This window comes from Bacillus sp. JAS24-2 (assembly GCF_008274905.1).
Lineage (GTDB): Bacteria > Bacillota > Bacilli > Bacillales > Bacillaceae_G > Bacillus_A > Bacillus_A cereus.
This window is the reverse complement of the sequence record NZ_CP031068.1, coordinates 3,373,834-3,395,328: the sequence shown is the minus strand read 5'-3', so window position 1 is coordinate 3,395,328 and position 21,495 is coordinate 3,373,834. Positions and strand designations below refer to the sequence as shown.

The following is a 21,495-nucleotide window of genomic DNA, read 5'->3' as shown; positions in this document are numbered from 1 at the left end:
GATTTTATTTGTTCTTTAGAAAAATTACTTTTGTGGAACAGAAAGACCATAGAAGAACATCGTAACGATATCTTTTATATGTTTTTCCCGATCTCCTTCAAGAAGTTGTGCTCCAAATTCATCACCTAATTTTGTAAACATTTGAATGTAAAGTAACATCATTTCTTTAGTAAGGTGTGGATTAATTTCGTTTTTGCGCTGAGCTCGTTCTAATATTTCTAAATACCAGGGTAGGATTTTTTCATTTTGATAACTATAAATAAACTTACGGAGTTCTTCGTCCCTTTGCATCATTTGTAGTAACATATCAGGTTGAAATAATCCGCCAGTATTCATTTTTCTTACAATCATTTTTTGCATCATATCATGAAAAGGTAATTTTTCTTCTGCAAGCTCTTTATAATATTGAAATTCAGATATGATAAATTCTTGTATAAGCTCCCTAAATAACGCATCTTTACTTCCGAAATGATTATAAATTGTAACTTGAGAAACGTTTGCTTCTTTTGCGATATGTTCTATTTTCACTTCATTAAATCCACGTTCTGAAAATAATAAGAATGCTGCTTCTTTAATGGCACGCTTTTTCTTTTCTTTTACTCTTTCAAAGCCGTTCAATGCAATCACCTCACTTAAAATATACAAGAAAAAATAATGGAAAACAACAATTTTGAAATATGGACTGATAAATATTTCAAAAAGTTGTTGCGAATATGAAAGATGAGGAGTACAATGATTTTGAAATATCACACATTAAATATTTCAAAAAATGAGGTGGAATTATGATTTCAGTTCAAGATGTCACAAAACAGTTTTCGAATGGAAAAGGTTTGTTTCATATTACATTTGATGTAAAAGAGGGAGAAGTATTTGGTTATTTAGGACCGAATGGTGCCGGAAAATCAACGACGATTCGTAATTTAATGGGATTTATAAAACCGACAGTTGGTAAAGCGACAATTTTTGGATTAGATTGTTGGAATGAAGCAGCGAAAATTCAAAGGGAAGTTGGTTATCTACCGGGTGAAATTTCTTTTATTGAAGGAATGAACGGATTAGAGTTTTTAAAATTAATGCAAGGAATGCGTGGATTAAAGGATACGAAAAGACGAGATGAACTGATAGAGCGTCTGCAATTTGATGTGAAAACACCGATTCGCAAAATGTCTAAAGGAATGAAGCAAAAAGTAGGGATAGTCGCTGCATTTATGCACGATCCAGAGGTGTTAATTTTAGATGAGCCAACATCTGGACTTGATCCACTTATGCAGCAAGTGTTTATAGATTTAATATTAGAGGAAAAGCAAAGAGGAAAAACAATTCTTATGTCTTCGCATATTTTCACTGAAATTGAGAGAACTTGTGACAGAGTAGCTATTATTAAAGATGGTCGACTCGTAACGGTTGAAAATATTCACGATTTACAAAGTATGAGAAGACAGGTGATAGATGTAACAGTATCATCACAAGAAGAGATTGAGTCTCTTACAAAGTGTAATTTGCAATTTGAAGCGGTAAAAGGCAGAGAGGCATCTATCATTGTACAAGGAAACTATCAAACTGTTTTACAAACACTTTCAAACTACAATGTAACGGCACTTCAAACGAGAGCGATGGATTTAGAACATTTATTTATGCATTATTACGATAAGAAAGAAGGGATAACGCATGAATAAGCAATTATTTTTAGCTAGTTTGAAAGAAACACAAAAAAGTATTTTGAGTTATGCGTCTGGTGCAGCTTTATATCTGTGGTTATTAATTTGGATATTCCCGTCAATGGTATCAGCAAAAGGGCTAAATGAATTAATAGGTGCCATGCCTGATAGTGTGAAAAAAATCGTTGGTATGGAAAGTCCGATTCAAAACGTAATGGATTTTCTAGCGGGCGAATACTATAGTCTATTGTTTATTATCATTTTAACAATTTTTTGCGTAACAGTTGCGACACATTTAATTGCTCGTCATGTAGATAAAGGAGCAATGGCATACTTGCTAGCAACGCCTGTATCTAGAGTACGAATCGCAATTACGCAAGCGGCTATTCTTATATTAGGACTACTGATTATTGTAGCGGTTACGTATGTAGCGGGTATAGTAGGTGCTGAATGGTTTTTAGAGGATAATAACTTAAATAAAGAATTATTTTTGAAGATAAATGTAGTCGGAGGGCTCATATTTTTAGTCGTTAGTGCCTATTCATTTTTCTTTTCTTGTATATGTAATGACGAAAGAAAAGCACTAAGTTATTCAGCGAGTTTAACTATCTTATTTTTCGTATTGGATATGGTAGGGAAGTTAAGTGATAAGTTAGAATGGATGAAAAACCTATCATTATTCACGCTGTTTCGTCCGAAAGAAATTGCTGAAGGATCATATAATATATGGCCGGTAAGTATAAGTTTAACTGCTGTAGCGCTTTGTATTTTTATCGTAGCGATTGTAGTATTTAGGAAGAGGGATTTACCGTTATAGAGTAGAAAGTCCACTGAGAAAGTGGGCTTTTTTTATTTGTAAATTTAAACTAGTATGTTTATTGCATCCTTATAAAGGATATTTATCTTTTTAATTAAAAAAATATTCAAAAAAGTGAACCTTTTTCTAGGTTCATACGTCTAATATATGTAAAGTTAAATTGGAAGTGATGAAGTGAGGATGAAACAGGAGGAGCGATTGTGAAAGTAATCCCTTTATATAAAATGATTATAAAAGAAGAAACGGATGTTTCTTTAGCGAAAAAAGGTGATCATGAAGCCTTTATAGCGCTTATACATACAGAAAAAGTGAAGATGTATCGAATAGCAAAGGCGATGTTACGTGATGAGACAAATATAGAGGATGCGATACAGACAACAATTTTAAAAGCCTATGAAAATATAAAAAAATTAAAAAAAGAAGAATTTTTTCAAACTTGGTTAATTCGAATACTAATAAATGAGTGTAACAATATTATTAGAGCGTATAAAAATGTAATTGTGACAGAAGAGAATGATTACAATATGAGTGCGTGTGATCAGTATGAAGATATAGATTTGTGTAATGCGATTCAATCGTTACATGAAGAATTAAGAGCTGTTACGGTGCTTTATTACTATGAAGACATGAATCAAGAGAGTATAGCAAAGCTGTTAGAAATACCGAAAGGAACAGTGAAATCAAGATTGTCACGCGCGAGGGAACAACTACAAAAACGATTAAAGATGGAATAGGGGGTGTAAAGGATGGATAATGAAAAATTATTTGATGAGAAATTAAAAAAGAGAATAAAAGATGAAAATGTTATAGTACCTCCAGAGTTAAATGAAAAAATTAATGGCACGCTACATAATCTTCAGGTAAAAAAGAAGAGTTACAAAATTCATATGATGATAATTAGTGCAGCGGTTTGTATACTTTCAGTGGTATCTATGTCTGAGTTTTCTATACAAAGTTTTGCGCAAAAGGGTGGAGTATTTGAATATGTAAAGAAAAAAGCGTTTTCTGATTATGAAAATGAAGAAGAAATAAAATCGAATGTACATTATCCAGATAAAGAAAAGATTCATCAAAAAATGCTAGATTCTATTGATTATTTTAAAAATATTTCAGGACAATTTGAGGAATATTCTAGCTCATCAAGAATTGCTACAACATATAAGTATGCGATTGATACGGAGAAACAAAGAGGTATCTCTTCAAAAGAAGATAAACTAGCCAAAAAACGAACAATTATATATAACGAGGGCAAGAAAAAAGAGTTTGATGATGAGAAGTATACCTATAAAGAGACAAAATGGAACCCGAAAGAAAGAAACAATGAACTATTAAAATTAAATCCTACGGAAAGGGTAGTGAGAAAATCAGATGAGAAAAAGAGATATGATGATGAATATGTAGGGCTAGCTAAATATAGTATTCAATCAGAATTCGCAGATTTATTAATTCGATATAAAGATTGGAATTATAAAGAAACGAAATATCTTGGATTAGATTGTTACAAAATTGAAGGAGTTATAAACATAGAGATGCCTGTTAGCACCTCTGAAGATTTAAGAGGGAAATTCGAAATGGTTGTGGAGAAAAATACAGGGATTATGTTGAAATTTCTTAGTTTTCAAGAAGGCTTGATTCAATATTCAGTTACGACTGAATGGATACAAATAGATAAGGGATTGAAAGAAAGTATGTTTCAAAAGGATAGCGCTAAATATGAAAAAATGAAAAACATATTGGATGAATAGAAACAGGAGGAGAGTAAATGGGGAATCATTCATCTTTAAGAGAAGAGAAAAATAAGCAAAAATATAAAAAGAAAAAGATAATAAGTTTACTACTGGCGGTATTACTATTTGGTGGAATTGGCTATGGAGCCTATGTATATATGAAAACTTCTAGTCTTGTACAAAAATCTAATTTGAATTTAGCACGAGGTGAAAAATCCAATTTACGTGAGAAATCTGTAAAGCCAATTGCAAATCATGTTTCACTTTTAATTATGGGAATTGATGAAAATCAAGAACGACAAAAGGAATATAATGGTGCATTTCATACAGATGCATTATTGTTAGCGACTTTTAATAAAGACGATAAAACAGTGAAATTAACGAGCATACCGCGTGATACATATACATATGTTCCAGTTGAAAAGAAAAAAGATAAAATAACCCATGCATATGGAAGTGGTTTCGTTAAAAATGGTAAAGATGGAGGACCGCAAGCTTCTGTGGAAGCGGTAGAAAAATTGTTACAGGTGCCTGTTGATTATTTTGTGAAATTTAATTTTGGTTCCTTTACTAAAATTGTTGATGGGTTAGATGGTATTGAAGTGGATGTCCCAGTTGAATTTACGGAGCAAAATAGTAAAGATGAACCTGATGCGATTCATTTGAAAAAAGGATTACAAAAATTAAATGGGGAAGAAGCACTTGCACTAGCAAGAACGCGCCATATTGATAGTGATGCAATGAGAGGACAACGCCAACAACTTGTTATTGAAGCGATTTTAAGTAAATTAAAAAGTGTAGGATCGATTACGAAGTTAGAAAAAATAGTTGAGGCGGTTGATGGTGATTTTAAAACAAATTTAGTAATGGATGATATTTTATCTTTTTATAAATACGGTTTAAACGGTTCAGTTGAAAAAATACAATTAGCTGGTGATGATTTATACTTACCTAATGGCCCAAACGGGCAACGTGTATATTATTATAATCCTAATAAAAAAGATCTACAGAGTTTGAGTAATACTCTTAGAACACATCTAGGATTAAGTGAAAAGCAAATTGAGGAGAATTAAAGCAGACGAAATGTCTGCTTTTTTATTTTTGTAGAAAAGATGTTTTTAGATATATGCATTATTTATTAGCAATAATTAACAAGTATTCAAGTGGTAAATGAGATGAAAGTGATTAAAACAACAAATGTGTATGAATGCGAAATAAGGTTTGAACAACATATGGCATTTTTATGAATATTACTGTAAAAAAATAATTTTTTAAAAATTTTCAATAATAATACTTTACAAAAATTAAAAAATTAGTAGAATAAGAATTAGTAAGAATCGTCTGATAAATATATAGAGAAAAACAGAATTATCAGAAAATTCTTTAATAGCTATCGTTAAGAATTAGGGAGGGTACAAAATGAAAAAGAAACAAATGAAAAAACTAACAGCAGTTGTAGCACCGGTTTTAGCAATGAGCATGGCGTTAACAGCATGTTCTACATCAGGTGGAGATAAGAAGACAAGCACAAATTCTAGCTCTAGTGGAGATAGTAAGTCAGGGGAAAAATTAGCAGCAAAACAAGTGCTAAATCGAACAGTAACACAAGAGATTCCGACGATGGACTCTTCAAAATCAACTGATACAGTATCTTCACAAATGCTAGGTAATACGATGGAAGGGTTATATCGTCTTGATAAAGACAATAAGCCGATTCCAGCAGCAGCAGAATCTAGCACGAAAAGTGAAGATGGTAAAAAATATACGTTCAAACTACGCAAAGATGCAAAATGGTCAAATGGAGATCCAGTAACTGCGAAAGATTTCGTATACGCTTGGCAACGTCTATTAGATCCAAAAACAGCTGCTGAGTATGCATTTATCGCATTCCCGATTAAAAATGCAGAAGTAGTAAATAAAGGAGAAAAACCTGTAACTGAATTAGGAGTAAAAGCAGTAGATGATCTTACGCTTGAAGTTGAGTTAGAGCAAGCAGTACCGTACTTCTTAAACTTAGTAGCATTCCCATCATATTATCCATTAAACGAAAAGTTCGTTAAAGAAAAGGGCGAGAAGTTCGGTTTAGAGTCTGATACAACTGTCTATAACGGACCGTTCGTTCTTAAAGATTGGAAGCATGAACAAGGATGGCAATTAAAGAAAAATGATCAATATTGGGATAAAAAGACTGTGAAACTGGAAGAAGTTAACTTTAGTGTTGTTAAAGAGGCTGCGACTTTAGTCAATCTATATGATAGCGGTCAAGTTGACTTTGCTTTATTAAATGGAGAGTTCGTTGATAAATATAGAAGCAAGAAAGATGAATTTGGCACATATTCACAAGTAAGTACGTATTTCATTCGTATGAACCAAAAACGTGATGGACAAGACACGCCATTAAAGAGCAAAAAATTACGTGAAGCAATTGCGTTATCAATTGATAAAAAGAATTTAGCAAATGTAATTTTAAATGATGGATCAAAAGAAGCTGACTTCTTAGTGCCAAAAGGATTAGCAACTGGACCGGATGGTAAAGATTTCCAAGAGACGTTTAAAAACGGTTTGAAACCAAATGCTAAAAAAGCGGCTGCAGCTTGGGAAGAAGCGAAAAAAGAACTTGGAAAAGACCAAGTTACGATTGAATTCTTAAACTACGATACTGGTAATGCGAAAAAAGTTGGAGAATATATTAAGGACCAAATTGAGAAGAACTTAAAAGGTGTAACAGTTAATATTAAACTTCAACCATTTAAGCAAAAACTAAAATTAGAAACTGAACAACAATATGATATTTCGTATGGCGGATGGAATCCGGATTATGCAGATCCAATGACGTTCTTAGATATGTTTGAGACTGGACATTCTCATAACCAAATGAGCTTCTCTGATCCTAAATATGACGGCATGGTGAAAAAAGCTGGAACGGAATTAATGAGCGATGCGAAAAAACGTTGGGAAGAGTTAGGAAAAGCTGAAAAAACATTACTTGAAGAAGATGTAGCGATTGTACCTTTATATCAACGAGGAGATTCTTATGTTTTACAACCAAATGTAAAGGGAGTAGTAAAACATAATATCAGTCCAGAATTTAGCTTTAAGTGGGCATATGTGACTGAAAAATAATAGAGTTGAAAAAGCATTTAAAAGTGGCTTAGCTACTTTTAAATGCTTTTTTTGTGAGCTTAAAATACTAATTTTTAGTGTGGTTAAATAGAGGCGAATAAGGTGTATAGTATGTACATATAGTAGATGGGGGATAAATCCTACTAAATTAAAAAAATCAGAATATTTAAAATAAAACTATTTACAAATACGAAAAAAAGAGTAGAATAACATTAGTTGTAATTTTCTGAAAAATAAATCTTTAGTAAGGGGTCTCTCAAGGATTGGTAATGTACATATAATTAGGGAGGGTACAAAAATGAAGAGAAAAAAGATGAAAAAGTTAACGGCAGTTGTAGTACCAGTTTTAGCGATGAGTGTTGCATTGACAGCATGTTCTGGGTCAGGTGGGGAAAAGAAAACGACTACTACATCAAATAGTGGGGAAGAAAAAAAATCTGATATTAAATATGCAGCGAAACAAGTATTAAATCGTACGGAAAACCAAGAAATTCCGACGATGGATACTTCTAAATCTACTGATACATTAGGTTCGCAAATTTTAGGGAACACGATGGAAGGCCTATATCGCCTTGATAAAGATAATAAGCCAATTCCCGCTGCGGCAGAGTCTAGTACGAAAAGTGAAGATGGTAAAAAGTATATGTTTAAACTGCGAAAAGATGCAAAATGGTCAAATGGTGATCCTGTAACAGCGAAAGATTTCGTTTTCGCATGGAAGCGCTTACTTGATAAGGATACTGCGGCAGAATATGCATTTATTGCTTACTATATTAAAAATGCAGAAGCGATTAATAAAGGAGAAAAACCTGTAACTGAATTAGGAGCGAAGGCGGTAGATGATTACACGCTAGAAGTAGAATTAGAAAAACCGGTACCGTATTTCTTAAATTTATTAGCATTCCCATCATACTATCCATTAAATGAAAAATTCGTAAAAGAAAAAGGTGATAAGTACGGTTTAGAAGCAGATACAACTGTGTATAACGGTCCATTCGTTATGTCTTCATGGAAACATGAACAAGGTTGGCAGCTAAAGAAAAATGATAAGTACTGGGATAAAAAGACTGTGAAATTAGAAGAAATTAACTATAGTGTAGTAAAAGAGGTTGCAACGAAAGTAAACTTATATGATACAGGATCAATTGATTTTACATTACTATCAGGAGAGTTTGTAGATAAATATAAATCGAACAAAGAAGAATATGGTGAGTATGCGGAATCAAGTACATTCTTCTTACGTTTAAATCAAAAACGTAACGGACAAGATACGCCTTTAAAGAGCAAAAAACTTCGTGAAGCAATTGCATTATCAGTTGATAAAAAAGGATTGGCGAATGTAATTTTAAATAATGGATCAAAAGCAACAGATCAATTGGTTCCAAAAGGACTTGCGACAGGTCCAGATGGTAAAGATTATCAAGATACATTTAAAAATGGTCTGAAATATAATCCAAAAAAAGGAGCAGCAGCGTGGGAAGAAGCGAAAAAAGAACTTGGAAAAGATCAAGTTACAATTGAATTGCTAAGCTATGATGATGGAACTGCGAAAAAGATTGCTGACTATGTAAAAGATCAAATTGAGAAAAATTTAAAAGGTGTAACGATTAATACGAAAATTCAGCCGTTCAAACAAAAATTAAAATTAGAAACTGCGCAAGATTATGAAATTTCTTATGCAGGTTGGAGTCCAGACTATGCGGATCCAATGACATTTATTGATATGTTTGAATCGAAGAGCCCGTACAACCAAATGAGTTATTCAAATCCAAAATACGATGAAATGGTAGGAAAAGCAGGTAATGAATTAATGAGTGATGCGAAAAAACGCTGGGAAACGTTAGGGAAAGCTGAAAAATTATTCCTTGAAGAAGATGCAGGGTTAGTTCCTTTATATCAAACAGGAAGATCGTATGTAATGAAACCGAATGTAAAAGGAATTGTGAAACATAACATCAGTCCAGAATATAGCTTTAAGTGGGCGTATGTAACTGAGGATGGCGGAAAAAAATAAAGTGAAAGCATTTCAAAAGTGGCTGAGCTGCTTTTGAAATGCTTTTTAGTATGTATAAGGGAATAAATCTCGTTAGCCTATTGAGAATCGGGTAGGTAATTAGGAAGGTTCTATCGGAGGGATTTAGAGAGGTCAGTAAGTAGTAAGACAGATGATAGTAAGAGACCTCATGCTAATAAGAAAAATATAGAACGTAGTAATAGAGTGGAATAAGGGGAGGGATGTTTACATATAGTAGACGGGGATAATTCATATAGTAGTTAAAACAACAAGTTACTATAATAAAAAAATAAATATTTAGAAAATTTACAAAAATACTTTACAAAATTTTAAAAAATAGTAGAATATTAATTAATAAGAATTTTCTGATAACGAAAGTTAGTAGAGAAATTCTAAATGTTAATATCGTACATATAATTGGGGAGGGTACAAAAAATGAAGAGAAAAAAGATGAAAAAATTGACAGCGGTCGTAGCACCAGTTTTAGTAATGAGTATGGCATTAACAGCTTGCTCTGGATCAGGAGATAAAGAGAAGGCAAGCACAACACCGAAAAGTGGTGAAAAAGAAGGCGGAAAGCTAGCGGCGAAGCAAGTGCTTAATTTAACAGAGTCTCAAGAGATTCCATCTATGGACTCTGCTAAAGCGACAGACCAAGTATCGTTTCTAGCTTTAAACAACGTAATGGAAGGTTTATATCGACTTGATAAAGATAATAAAGCAACACCAGGAGTTGCTGAATCATATAAAAAGAGTGATGATGGTAAAAAGTATACATTTACATTAAATAAAAATGCAAAATGGTCAAATGGAGACCCTGTAACAGCGAAGGATTTCGTGTTTGCTTGGAAACGTGCGGTAGATAAAAATACAGCAGCGGAATATGCATACATTATGTTTGATTTAAAGAACGCAAAAGCAATTAATGATGGGAAAGCACCACTTGATACGTTAGGTGTAAAAGCTGTAGATGATTACACATTAGAGGTAGAATTAGAAAATCCAGTTCCTTACTTTGTAGAATTAACTTCATTCGGAACATTCTATCCGTTAAATGAAAAATTCGTAAAAGAAAAAGGTGAAAAATTCGGTTTAGAAGCAGATACAACGTTATACAACGGACCATTTACATTAACAGACTGGAAACATGAAGAAGGATGGAAATTAAAGAAAAATGCACAATATTGGGATAATAAAACAGTTAAGTTAGATGAAATCAACTTTAACGTAGTAAAAGATAGCGGTACACGTGTAAACTTATATGAAAGCGGACAAATCGATCGTGCGGGACTTACATCTGAAATGGTTGACAAATATAAATCAAATCCAGACTTTTATACACAAAAAACACCATCAACGTTCTTCTTACGTTTAAACCAAAAACGTGGTGGGCAAGATACAGTATTAAAGAACAAAGATTTACGTTTAGCGATTGCAAAGGCATATGATAAAAAAGGCTTAACGAACGTTATTTTAAATGACGGATCTACACCAGCAGATTACTTAGTACCAAAAGAATTTGCTAAGAGTCCAGATGGAAAAGACTTCCGTAAAGAAAATGGAGATATTTTAAAAACAGATGTGAAAAAAGCAAAAGAGCATTGGGAAAAAGCGAAAAAAGAACTTGGAAAAGAGCAAGTAACGATTGAGCTATTAAACTACGATAGCGATAATGCGAAGAAAGTAGGAGAATTCTTAAAAGGAGAACTTGAGAAAAACTTACCAGGGTTAACAGTGAACTTGAAAAATCAACCGTTTAAACAAAAATTAAAATTAGAATCAGATTTAGATTATGATTTATCTTACGCTGGTTGGGGACCTGACTACTTAGATCCAATGACATTCATTGATATGTTCGTTACAAATGGTCCTCATAACCAAACTGGATATTCAAATCCAAAATATGATGAAATTGTAGAAAAAGGTAAAGGCGAGCTATTAACGAAAACGAAAGAACGTTGGGATAGCTTACTAAAAGCTGAGAAAATATTACTTGATGATGCTGTAATTGCACCATTATATCAACGTGGTGATGCTATCGTTCAAAGACAGAAAGTAAAAGGTATTGTTCACCATCCAGTTGGTGGAGACTACAGCTATAAATGGGCATATATTACAGAGGATAAGTAAGATGAGGGGCGTACAATACGCCCTTTTTTCTATGCACTTTTCTTCCGTGCTCGAATATATAAAATAAAAAAGGGAGAATCCCATGAAACGAAACACATACATCGATTTCCTAGCTTATTACGGAATAGGAAGTGCTCATCCTGGTGGCTTTACTTTAACAAAACAATTGTTAGCACAACTGCCTTTTAAATATGGAGCGAACGTCCTTGAGATAGGTTGCGGTACGGGGAAAACAGCGGCATATATGACAAGGGAATTTGGCTATAAAGTAACAACGGTTGAAAAGAATGAAATTATGATTCAAAAGGCAAAAGATAGATGGTTGTTTGAAGGGTTAGATATACAATTAATTGAAGGAAATGTAGAGCATTTACCGTGTTTGAATAACTCATTTGAGTTCGTACTTGGAGAATCAATCATCGCTTTTACAGACAAAGAAAGGGTTATCTCGGAGTGTTATCGTGTATTACAGCAGGACGGTAAGCTTGTTGTCATTGAAATGATTATTGATAGGCACATTGATAAGGGTGAGGAAGAAAAAATCGCCCAATTATATGGCATGAAAGAACTGTTAACTGAGAATGAGTGGGTACAATTATTTCAGAAAGCAAATTTTAAAAGAATTACAATTGCGGGTGGTGGCACGATTGCAGAAACGATCTCTGGCTATGTAGAAGAGCCAGAATGGAATGTATCCTCACATATTCCGAATGAGTTATATGAGGCGTGGGCACAGCATGAAAATGTACGGCTTATGTACCAACACATTTTAGGGCATCGTATTTTTATATGTGAAAAATAAAGAAAAAGAGTTGGCTAAAGGTAGCCAACTCTTTACTATGTTAAATGAAAAATAATGCAGCTAATGTAATTCCGAAGATGAAACCAAATCCGAGTTCAACACCCCAGCCACAACCGCCGCCTCCCCAGCCGCCGCAACCACAACTACTACAACCACGACCACCACATCCGCAGCTGCTGAATCCACCACCGCATCCGAATCCACAACTATCACACCTGCTAAGGCCTCCACAAAGGTCACAACCACCGTTTGCATAAGCGTCGTAGTATCCGAACCCTGAATCAAAAGATGAGCGCTGTTGCACTGGTTCGATCCATACAGAGTTTTGTGTCACATCGATTATTTTACCTAAATGTATACGGCCATCACGGTCTTCAATCCGAACAACTTTTCCGAAATAACGTTGGCATGTATCATAACATTTTTGTCTATGCATATTCTTTCCTCCTTCCGCATTACAGTAATACGATATGTAAGGGGGACAAGTGCGGCTTGTACGAATGCCCTATCTATCATAATTGTTATAGGAAAGGGGAAATATAAGAAGAGGATATATAAGGAGGAAAAGGCATGAAATCTACAGATCAGTTTCAGACATACGAAGTACCATGGGAAGATTTTATTGAAGCGTTACGAGAGGAAATGAAGAAGCAAGTAGGGACAGATATTATTGATACAGTAGTTTGCAATTTAGAAGATGGTTTTGAAGTGTATACATATGTGCAGGGGGATTTAGATTTTGAATATAAGGAAGCGCTTGAGAGAAAATACGGAAGTGATGCGAAGACACCTAATGTGTTAACGATAATGTTATTAGCTAGTATTTATAATACAAGTGAAGAGAATATACGCTTGCATGCGGATAATAAAGAGAATCCGATTGTTGAAGTGTATGTAAAGCAATGAAACACGCTGTGGAAGGCGTGTTTTTTATTTGTATGATAAAATATTAGAAAATTGAGAAAGAAGGTGAAGGATTGGGAATTAAACATCTTAATTTAACAGTTACAGATGTAACAGCAGCTAGAGAGTTTTTAGAGAAGTATTTTGGTCTAATTTGTAGTGGAACAAGAGGGAATGCCTTTGCAGTTATGCGTGATAATGATGGATTTATACTAACTTTAATGAAAGGAAAAGAAGTTCAGTATCCAAAAACATTTCACGTAGGATTTCCACAAGAAAGTGAAGAACAAGTAGATAAGATAAATCAAAGATTGAAGGAAGATGGATTTTTGGTCGAGCCTCCTAAGCATGTCCATGCGTATACGTTTTACGTTGAAGCACCTGGTGGATTTACAATAGAAGTGATGTGTTAAGTCAAAAATCAAACTTTTTGTTATGTGTTTTTAAAATGAAAAGTAGGAAAAGTCTGTTTTAAGTGTGGAGCTTAAAACAGACTTTTTTACTTATAGTATCGGATAGAAAACGCTAGAAGGAATAATATTCAGTTCTTATAACTGTTTACATAATAAAATTATGCTGGGTTCGTTGTCCTAAAATACAAGTCATATATCTTGTTTCCTCTCATAAATTTAAACATAGGAATTTGTCTACAAAGGTGGCGAAGCCTCATCATGAAAATCCGAATTTGTGCCACGTTCATGTTGTTTCTATTTATATGTTTACCTTTATCAGCTTTTGCAAAAGGAGAGGAGGCAAAGGAAAGGGTCGTTTCACTTGTATATGACGATTCGGGCAGCATGAGAAATAACGATCGCTGGAAATATGCCAATTATGCTTTGCAAAGTTTAGTTGCGCTATTGGATGAAAAAGATAAATTTTCTTACGTTCCAATGAGTAAGCCGAATGAGCCATTAAACATTTCGTTAACGAAGGATAAAAGGCAAACAGAAATTGAGGGAATTGGAGCATGGAAAACGTATTTAAATACTCCATTTAGCGCGGTAGAAACGGCGATGCAATCTATAAAAAAGGAAGCAGATATAGATGGAAAACGTGAATTTTGGCTTATTGTATTAACTGACGGGGCATTTAATGATTTAGAGAAAGATAAGGTTGGCGGAAAAGAACAAATTTTGCGGAAATTAGCCCAGTTTAAGAAAGAAATGGATGCAAAAAAGATATCGTTACATCCAGTCTTAATTACGATGGAAGAAGATTTAGGACAACAAGAAAAAGAACAACTAAATACGTTCAAGGAAATATGGAAGAAAGAGATAAATGGTGTTACGATGCCGTCAAGCGGAGAAGATGGCATTGTAAAAAGTGTAAATCAAGTGGCAGCATTAGTTGCAAATCGTGATCCATTCTCCTCTGTTGAATCGATTGTAAAAACGAAAGTAGTGGGGAAAAGAGTAGAGATTACAACACCGTTTCCGTTAAAGCGTATGACGCTTGTACGACAATCGCCTTCTCTGCCCGATTATCAGGTCACACAAATTTCTAAACCATTACAATTACAATCTTCTTTTTCCATACATGCACCAGGAGAAGCAAAGTTGTTCGGAAATATAGTTCATATAAGTACGGAAAATGAGGAAGTTATTAAACCAGGAACTTATACGATAGAAGTGGACCGAGATATTGAGAAAGAAGGGTTACAAGTACTAGTCGAACCGGCACTTAATTATACTGTTTCTACTTATGACAAAGAGGATAAGGATAGAAAAAATGTTGAGGAAATGTATGAAGGTGTGACAGCTGTTATTGAAGCAAGGCCTACGGAGTTGCCAGTTCAGTCTTCTTACTTTCAGGCAGAAGTAGAAATAGACGGAAAACAATATGCAATGAAGTGGAACGATAAAAGGCATGTGTTTTATTACGAAACGAAGCTTGGTAAAGGGTTAGTACGCGGGAAAGTTCATATGAATATAAAGGGGTTTTATAGACAGACGAAAGAATTTAAAATTGAAACAGCTGAGAAACCGAAATTATCACTTCAAACTGTTACAAAAGATTATGAAGAAAAAGTGACAAATTTAGAGAATAGTAAACCATTTGTTTTACAACCACAGTTAGATGGTAAGTCGATGACAGAAGAAGCTGTAAAAAAACTATTAAAATCTACTGGTGTCACATCTAAACAATCAATCAACTATGAAATAAAGCAACATGGAAATCAAATCTATGTTTATCCTCGTCCCTATTACTCCGACACATTTAATTTTACAGATACCGGCACCGTAGAAGCTACCATCGTAATGCAGGATTCAAAGTTACAAGAAGTAAAGAAAAACATAACATTCCATATTCAAGATGCTCCGTTTTATGAAAAATATGTGCTTATTTTTAAGTTTGTCATTCCTATCACTTTATTACTGTTAGTAGTAGGAATCATTGTTTTAGGATGGATTGTTCGGCCAAGATTTCACCGGAAAGCACTACTGTATTATGAATGGGATCAAGAGGTAGCGAAAGATTGGCTATATCAATCTGAACCAGAATTACTTCGAAATAAATGGTGGAACCATTATTTTGGGATCCCATTTAGAGCAGAAAGAAAAAATGTGCAATCCGTTACATTTATAGCGAAGAAAGGTTCGAAATCTGTCTTTGTAGCGAAAGAATCACAAGTAGTTGGAATGATTATTGATGGAATGTTTATAACAGAGGATGAAGTAGGAATGGAACATAAGACACTATATCCAAATGAACTTTTACTAATTGATAGAGGATATGGTAAGGAGATTTACAAGTACGAATGTGAATAGTAGGTAGGGATAAGAAGGGGATGGAGTATTCATTCTCTTTCCCTTTTTTCAAACAAGCAAGAATAGGAAGGTGGTTCACATGACATTACAAGTTCCAACAATATTAATTGGTTTAGGTGGAATCGGTAGTACTGTGACGCATCAAATATATGAAAAACTGCCTGAAGAGCGCCGAAAAAAGGTAGCAATGCACGTATTTGATACAGATGTGAATACATTAAGTAAATTTGATCATATTCGAAAGTTTAAGACACAAACAAGTTCTAGTAAAACGCCTAGGGAGTATATTGCAGGAGATCCAACGATCCCAGAGTGGTTTCCGATGGATCCGACTATACTTGATAAGCCATTAACAGAAGGAGCAGGACAGTTACGCGTTATTTCACGTTTAGCGTTACGTGCTGCGATGAAAGAAGATAAATTGACGTCTTTTTGGCAAGAAATCGAGAAAATTTTTCCGGTTACAAGTGATCAAACGGAATATGGTGTGCGTGTCATTATAGTAACATCACTAGCAGGCGGAACAGGTTCAGGGATGTTTCTGCAAATTGCATTATATTTACGTGAAATGCTTCGGAAGAAATTGCAGCATCATAACATTTTAATACGCGGTGCGTTTTTAATGCCGGATGTTTTAGTAAAGACGAGAACAGTTAGCGCGAAAGAATTTGAAACGGTGCAAGCAAATGGCTATGCATCGTTAAAAGAATTACATGCTATTACGCTCGGTTCTACTGGAGAATTATCAAAACGCGGCGGTGTAACAATTGAATTAGAGTATCGCCCTGATCAAGTAGATGAAGACGGAAGAACGAATCATACAATTAAACAACATCATTTACCGTACAATTATTGTTTCTTATACGATTATGAAAACCTACATGGACACCATTTACACAATTTATCAGATTATATGGAACAGATGGCAAATACAATTTATTTACAGTTATTTAGCCCGATGTCCACAAGTCATTTTGCACAAGAAGACAATCAAATTCAGCAATTAGCAGAATCAAGCGGAAAAGGACGATATTGCGGGGCAGGAACGGCAAAACTCATTTATCCGTATGAGCATGTGTTAAAATATTGTGCTTTAAAATGGGCTGTACAAGGTTTAGATGAATCGTGGCTTCATTTAGATCAACTGTTTCAAGAGAAGAAGCAAAGATATGACCAAGATGTAAAACGTGGGATGCAGCGTGAAAAGCCGGAGAGAGGTAAAAGTTATTTAGAGGACTTGGAACATCTTGCTACCCGTCCAGAGCAAGCTCATATTTTCTATAGACAAATGTACAATGAAACACGTGAAGGAGCAGAGGGTGGTAAGCTCGGAGTTGCGAAATCAAAACTGTTTTTAGAAGCTGTAGAAAGTTATGTACAACGAACGGTGCAAAAAGATGAGGAATTAAATCGTCTGCAACATGAGTGTAAAATTTCAGCTGCGAAACTGAAAATGATGGAACAAATGAAAGGTGAAGTGGCAAGAGTGGATCATGCGGTTCGTTTATATGCGTATGCGATTCCGAGCCGTGTACATGAACATGTAACGACACTTTTATATGACATGATTGAATCAGACCGCTTTTCACCAAGTGGTTCTGAAGGGCAGTCCTATCAATTAAATACATGGTTTTTAAAGAAAACAGATCCAGTTCACCCAGTAGCAGCACGTTTTATGTTATATGAAATTCGAAAGCAGTTAGTGGAAAAAATGAATCGACTACATGAAAATAATGAACAAAAGCGAAATGTAATTCAAAACTACGATAAAAAATTTAATGTGGGTAATATCGATGGAACGGTAACGGCTGTACGCCGAGTAGAAATTGCTCAACAACAAGGCTGGTTTGGAAAAATGATTAATAATCAGCAACGTTTATTCAAAAGAGAATTTGAAGACATCATAACGCAATATGCACACAAATTAAATGAATATCGAAAAGAAATGCTATTAGAACTTGTATATCAATCGCTATATCAAGCAGTTAATAAAATGATTCAATATTGGGAAAGATTTTTTGATAATTTACATGAAACACGTGAAAATTTACTGTTTGAAATCCAAAAGCGCAGTAAGGAATTTGAAGGGAAAACAAACCCGACGAATGTATATGTATTAGCTGAGGAACAGCTGCAAGAAAAGATATGGCAAGATATGCAGCAACATTTAAATTTAGGTGTACTACCGAAAGATATATCAGCGGAAATTTATATGAGTTTGTACGGGGAATATTGTCGTGATGCGAAAACAGAAGAGATTCAGTCGAAAAAGGTAGAGGATTTCTATCGCGAACATATACTGAGCTATTGTTATGACGAACTGCAAGTACGCTATCGTGATAAATTAGAATTGAATATTATTGAAGCGTTGCGAAAAGAAGCAGATTATAAGAAACGTGATCGCGATGAATACGTGCGTGAAAAAATTGAAGACCTGTTCCATTTAGCAAGTCCGTTCATTCCGAAAGTTGCTCATCATAGGGAATTACAATATTGGGGTATACATCCTTCTTTAAAGAAAGAGCTGCAAGAGGAATTGATTCAAGAAATGTTTAAAGAAAAAGATACAGTACACGAAGCCTTTTCACCATTTGAAGTGATCTGTTATCGAGCACATTATGGCTTATCGCTGCAAGATTTTCCTAAATTATCATCAGGACATATTTCAAACGGATTTATGAATGATAAAGGTGACTATTTCCAATCGTATTATCGCCGTGTAAACAAATTAAATAGTAAAAAATCTAGTTTAACGCCGCATTTAGATAAGTATTGGCACTTACCAGCCTTTATGCCAGATTTGAATGCGACTCAAACAAAATTAGATTATGATAAATGTAATCGTGCATTACTATACGCATATATGTATCGCTGGATTAGTTTAGTTGCTGTTGATGGACAGTTTGTGTATCAATATAACGGTGTGGGACGTAGCTTTTTAATTCAGTCGATGGGAAAAAATATTTCAAGCGAAAGTTATAAATTACACAGAGCATTGCTTCATAATCCGTTTATTTATGAAAACATCTTGTCACGATTTGAAGAAGAGCAAGAAAAGGCGATGATACAAGGTGGACATTTATATACACATCCGTTCGTATTAGGAGCCCAAGATGTAAGATGGCTTAGAAAAGAACATGTCCACAATCTTTTAGACATGATTTTAATGTATGACCGTGAAGCGAAGTATGATCCGACGTTAGAAGAAACATCAGATGAATTATTAAGACTATTCCTTGATGAAATCGAGTTGTATTTCCAGAACTATTACGGCACAGGTGCCGATATGGTGGCAAAGAAAGAGAAAGAAATGTTTATTAAACAATTGTGGGATCGCTCGCATGCGAAAGGATATGTAGATCCAAATAGCGCTCCGTATAAAAAATGGCAAAATTTATTAAGTATTCAAGATGAAGAAGAAACGCCAAAAACGAATGTATAGTGAATGAAAAGGGAATCCTTAAAAGTGGCAATACAACTTTAGAAAAGAGGGATTCTGATGCCGTTTTTAGGAAGTGTATATCAAATATTTGGGTTATATCCGGAACTTTATTATGGGATGATTTCAGCAGAGTTGCAAGAGGAAGCTCAGAAGGAGCATCTTGAAAATAGTAGTGCAGAAGCTGAAGTGGAAGAATAAAAAAAGTGCAGATGAAAATCTGCACTTTTTTGTTAGTATTAAAATGGTGAAATAACCTCAAATGAATTATTATTTTTGAATAATAATTCATTTGAGGTTATTATGATTTTCATTACATTGTATGTAATGAAAATTGTATGAAAATCAATGTAATAAAATGCATATGAATATTAAGGTGGAAAACAACAATGTTTTTGAGAAAATAATTATGTATAAAAATAACATTTGATACATAATCAGCCGATTATTTTTGAGTGATTTATTATTGACAATATAATTAATTGTATGATAAATTCAATCAGCATTCTTAATGGTTTTTTGGCATGGTTAATATTTTGAAAATTCAATACGGTATAAAGAGATTGATTTTTCTGTTTTTATTGAGACGGGTTACTAAGTCTATAGGGGAAGTGAACTATGTATATTTTTATTTTTAAAATAGAACAGTAATAAAGAATGTAACAAGTAAGAGATAAACTTGAAAAAGAGGTTTCAAAGAATGAGTCTTTTCATAAAGAAAGCAATGGATGAAGAAAAGAAAAAAGTATTGAATCAAACTTTAGGAGCGATTGATTTAACTCTTTTAGGTATTGGAGCAATTATTGGTACAGGTATTTTCGTATTAACTGGTATTGTAGCAGCGAAACATGCTGGTCCGGCGATTGTATTATCTTTTGTATTAGCGGCAATTATATGTGCATGTGTAGCTTTCTGTTATGCTGAATTTGCATCTACAGTTCCAGTTTCGGGAAGTGTATATTCATATACATATATGACACTAGGTGAGATTTTTGCATTTATAGTTGGCTGGTGTGTTATGCTGGAGTATTTATTAGCGACTTCTGCGGTTGCAGCAGGCTGGTCAGCATATTTTCAGTCATTGCTACTAGGTTTTAATATTCACATTCCTACGGTTTTTGCTTCGGCACCAGGAATGGGGAAGGGTGGAATCATTGATTTACCAGCAGTTCTTATTATTTTAGTTGTTACATTTTTATTAAGCCGTGGTGCAAAAGAAAGTGCACGAATTAATAATATAATGGTTATTATTAAACTGGCTGTTATTGTAGGATTTATTGTTGTAGGGACACAATATGTAAGACCAGAGAATTGGCAACCATTTCTACCGTTTGGTTTTCACGGTGTGGTAGGGGGCGCTGCTACTGTATTTTTTGCTTTTTTAGGATTTGATGCAGTTGCAACAGCCGCAGAGGAAGTGAAGCGTCCACAACGTAACGTGCCAATTGGGCTACTTGTTTCCTTGTTCATTTGTACCGTTCTATATGTAGGTGTTTCATTCGTGCTAACTGGAATGGTTCCGTTTACGGAATTAAATGTTGCTGATCCGGTTGCATATGCGTTGCGCACTGTAGGAGAAGATAGAATTGCTGGGTTGTTATCGGTGGGAGCGATAGCAGGGCTAACAACAGTTCTGTTAGTAGCTATGTTTGCATTTGTTCGTGTATCTTACTCGATGAGTCGAGATGGACTGTTACCAAAAAGACTTTCAAGTGTCCATAAACGTTTACAAACTCCATTTTTTAATACGTGGGTTACAGGTATACTAGCAGCTTTATTAGCGGGATTAGTGGATTTGAATTTATTAGCTAATTTAGTGAATATGGGAACGATAACAGCATTTGTGTTTGTATCTATAGCTGTCATTGTATTAAGAAAGACACATCCTAATATGAAGAGGCCATTCCGTGCCCCTCTAGTACCTTTTTTACCTATCGTTTCAATAGTAAGTTGTATATATTTGGCATTGAACCTTTCTAAGCTTACTTTAATTAGTTTTGTGGCATGGATTATAATAGGGGTTTTCATATATTTTGTATATGCTAAAAAACATAGTAATGTTAGAAATAGAAATAAAGTATAGTCCATTGAAATAATACTTGTAATGGAAATGA

The 21,495-nt window shown here is 34.3% G+C and carries 17 protein-coding genes; 15 read left to right on the top strand and 2 right to left on the bottom strand.

The window, feature by feature from the left end; translation table 11 throughout:
• Positions 1-24: 24 nt before the first annotated feature.
• Positions 25-627 carry a TetR/AcrR family transcriptional regulator gene (locus tag DN407_RS17455; RefSeq protein WP_002005560.1) on the bottom strand — a complete coding sequence of 201 codons (603 nt, stop codon included), beginning with the start codon at positions 625-627 and terminating at the stop codon, positions 25-27.
• A gap of 155 nt (positions 628-782) precedes the next feature.
• Between DN407_RS17455 and DN407_RS17450 the strand changes: the two genes are divergently transcribed.
• The 9 genes from DN407_RS17450 to DN407_RS17410 all read left to right on the top strand — a co-directional run bounded on the left by DN407_RS17450 (position 783) and on the right by DN407_RS17410 (position 12,271).
• Positions 783-1,676, top strand: a complete 894-nt coding sequence (locus DN407_RS17450; protein ID WP_149216524.1) for an ABC transporter ATP-binding protein — start codon at positions 783-785, stop codon at positions 1,674-1,676.
• Complete coding sequence (locus DN407_RS17445; RefSeq protein WP_001041436.1) at positions 1,669-2,475, top strand: DUF2705 family protein; 807 nt, start codon at positions 1,669-1,671, stop codon at positions 2,473-2,475. The genes DN407_RS17450 and DN407_RS17445 overlap by 8 nt, the downstream gene beginning before the upstream one ends.
• Positions 2,476-2,675: 200 nt before the next feature.
• Positions 2,676-3,209 (top strand): RNA polymerase sigma factor, encoded by a 534-nt coding sequence (locus DN407_RS17440; RefSeq protein ID WP_000864723.1) that lies wholly within the window; start codon positions 2,676-2,678, stop codon positions 3,207-3,209.
• A gap of 12 nt (positions 3,210-3,221) precedes the next feature.
• Positions 3,222-4,220: an anti-sigma factor gene (locus DN407_RS17435; RefSeq protein WP_149216523.1), complete on the top strand. Its 999-nt coding sequence runs from the start codon at positions 3,222-3,224 to the stop codon at positions 4,218-4,220.
• A 17-nt stretch (positions 4,221-4,237) separates the two neighbouring features.
• Complete coding sequence (locus DN407_RS17430) at positions 4,238-5,275, top strand: LCP family protein (protein WP_000526726.1); 1,038 nt, start codon at positions 4,238-4,240, stop codon at positions 5,273-5,275.
• A gap of 346 nt (positions 5,276-5,621) precedes the next feature.
• Positions 5,622-7,325, top strand: coding sequence for a peptide ABC transporter substrate-binding protein (locus DN407_RS17425; protein WP_000730165.1), 1,704 nt, complete (start codon positions 5,622-5,624; stop codon positions 7,323-7,325).
• Between the two features lie 298 nt (positions 7,326-7,623).
• Positions 7,624-9,339 (top strand): peptide ABC transporter substrate-binding protein, encoded by a 1,716-nt coding sequence (locus DN407_RS17420; protein WP_141529098.1) that lies wholly within the window; start codon positions 7,624-7,626, stop codon positions 9,337-9,339.
• A 435-nt stretch (positions 9,340-9,774) separates the two neighbouring features.
• A complete protein-coding gene (locus DN407_RS17415) occupies positions 9,775-11,469 on the top strand; it encodes a peptide ABC transporter substrate-binding protein (protein WP_000823443.1) in 1,695 nt (564 codons plus the stop codon).
• Positions 11,470-11,551: 82 nt separating this feature from the next.
• Entirely contained in the window at positions 11,552-12,271 is a 720-nt protein-coding gene (locus tag DN407_RS17410; RefSeq protein WP_000828247.1) for a class I SAM-dependent methyltransferase, read from the top strand.
• A gap of 40 nt (positions 12,272-12,311) precedes the next feature.
• Here the strand turns inward: DN407_RS17410 and DN407_RS17405 are convergent, their stop codons facing one another.
• Positions 12,312-12,707: a hypothetical protein gene (locus DN407_RS17405; RefSeq protein WP_000554977.1), complete on the bottom strand. Its 396-nt coding sequence runs from the start codon at positions 12,705-12,707 to the stop codon at positions 12,312-12,314.
• A gap of 134 nt (positions 12,708-12,841) precedes the next feature.
• Here DN407_RS17405 and DN407_RS17400 point away from each other — a divergent pair, with 134 nt between their 5' ends.
• The 6 genes from DN407_RS17400 to DN407_RS17375 all read left to right on the top strand — a co-directional run bounded on the left by DN407_RS17400 (position 12,842) and on the right by DN407_RS17375 (position 21,464).
• Positions 12,842-13,177 carry a hypothetical protein gene (locus DN407_RS17400; protein WP_000842888.1) on the top strand — a complete coding sequence of 112 codons (336 nt, stop codon included), beginning with the start codon at positions 12,842-12,844 and terminating at the stop codon, positions 13,175-13,177.
• 71 nt (positions 13,178-13,248) lie between these two features.
• A complete protein-coding gene (locus DN407_RS17395; protein WP_086410233.1) occupies positions 13,249-13,587 on the top strand; it encodes a VOC family protein in 339 nt (112 codons plus the stop codon).
• 258 nt (positions 13,588-13,845) lie between these two features.
• Entirely contained in the window at positions 13,846-15,942 is a 2,097-nt protein-coding gene (locus tag DN407_RS17390; protein WP_149216522.1) for a vWA domain-containing protein, read from the top strand.
• 79 nt (positions 15,943-16,021) lie between these two features.
• Positions 16,022-19,384 carry a tubulin-like doman-containing protein gene (locus tag DN407_RS17385; protein WP_149216521.1) on the top strand — a complete coding sequence of 1,121 codons (3,363 nt, stop codon included), beginning with the start codon at positions 16,022-16,024 and terminating at the stop codon, positions 19,382-19,384.
• Between the two features lie 57 nt (positions 19,385-19,441).
• Positions 19,442-19,582 (top strand): hypothetical protein, encoded by a 141-nt coding sequence (locus DN407_RS17380; protein ID WP_001116193.1) that lies wholly within the window; start codon positions 19,442-19,444, stop codon positions 19,580-19,582.
• A gap of 499 nt (positions 19,583-20,081) precedes the next feature.
• Positions 20,082-21,464, top strand: coding sequence for an APC family permease (locus tag DN407_RS17375; protein WP_000051665.1), 1,383 nt, complete (start codon positions 20,082-20,084; stop codon positions 21,462-21,464).
• The last annotated feature ends 31 nt before the right edge of the window (positions 21,465-21,495 follow it).

What these genes read in the sequence shown, in the direction of transcription:
- DN407_RS17375 (WP_000051665.1), top strand. Translation starts at nt 20,082, where the DNA reads ATGAGTCTTTTCATAAAGAAAGCAATGGATGAAGAAAAGAAAAAAGTA.
- DN407_RS17415 (WP_000823443.1), top strand. Translation starts at nt 9,775, where the DNA reads ATGAAGAGAAAAAAGATGAAAAAATTGACAGCGGTCGTAGCACCAGTT.
- DN407_RS17385 (WP_149216521.1), top strand. Translation starts at nt 16,022, where the DNA reads ATGACATTACAAGTTCCAACAATATTAATTGGTTTAGGTGGAATCGGT.
- DN407_RS17380 (WP_001116193.1), top strand. Translation starts at nt 19,442, where the DNA reads ATGCCGTTTTTAGGAAGTGTATATCAAATATTTGGGTTATATCCGGAA.
- DN407_RS17435 (WP_149216523.1), top strand. Translation starts at nt 3,222, where the DNA reads ATGGATAATGAAAAATTATTTGATGAGAAATTAAAAAAGAGAATAAAA.
- DN407_RS17405 (WP_000554977.1), bottom strand. Translation starts at nt 12,707, where the DNA reads ATGCATAGACAAAAATGTTATGATACATGCCAACGTTATTTCGGAAAA.
- DN407_RS17445 (WP_001041436.1), top strand. Translation starts at nt 1,669, where the DNA reads ATGAATAAGCAATTATTTTTAGCTAGTTTGAAAGAAACACAAAAAAGT.
- DN407_RS17390 (WP_149216522.1), top strand. Translation starts at nt 13,846, where the DNA reads ATGAAAATCCGAATTTGTGCCACGTTCATGTTGTTTCTATTTATATGT.
- DN407_RS17430 (WP_000526726.1), top strand. Translation starts at nt 4,238, where the DNA reads ATGGGGAATCATTCATCTTTAAGAGAAGAGAAAAATAAGCAAAAATAT.
- DN407_RS17410 (WP_000828247.1), top strand. Translation starts at nt 11,552, where the DNA reads ATGAAACGAAACACATACATCGATTTCCTAGCTTATTACGGAATAGGA.
- DN407_RS17420 (WP_141529098.1), top strand. Translation starts at nt 7,624, where the DNA reads ATGAAGAGAAAAAAGATGAAAAAGTTAACGGCAGTTGTAGTACCAGTT.
- DN407_RS17425 (WP_000730165.1), top strand. Translation starts at nt 5,622, where the DNA reads ATGAAAAAGAAACAAATGAAAAAACTAACAGCAGTTGTAGCACCGGTT.
- DN407_RS17400 (WP_000842888.1), top strand. Translation starts at nt 12,842, where the DNA reads ATGAAATCTACAGATCAGTTTCAGACATACGAAGTACCATGGGAAGAT.
- DN407_RS17450 (WP_149216524.1), top strand. Translation starts at nt 783, where the DNA reads ATGATTTCAGTTCAAGATGTCACAAAACAGTTTTCGAATGGAAAAGGT.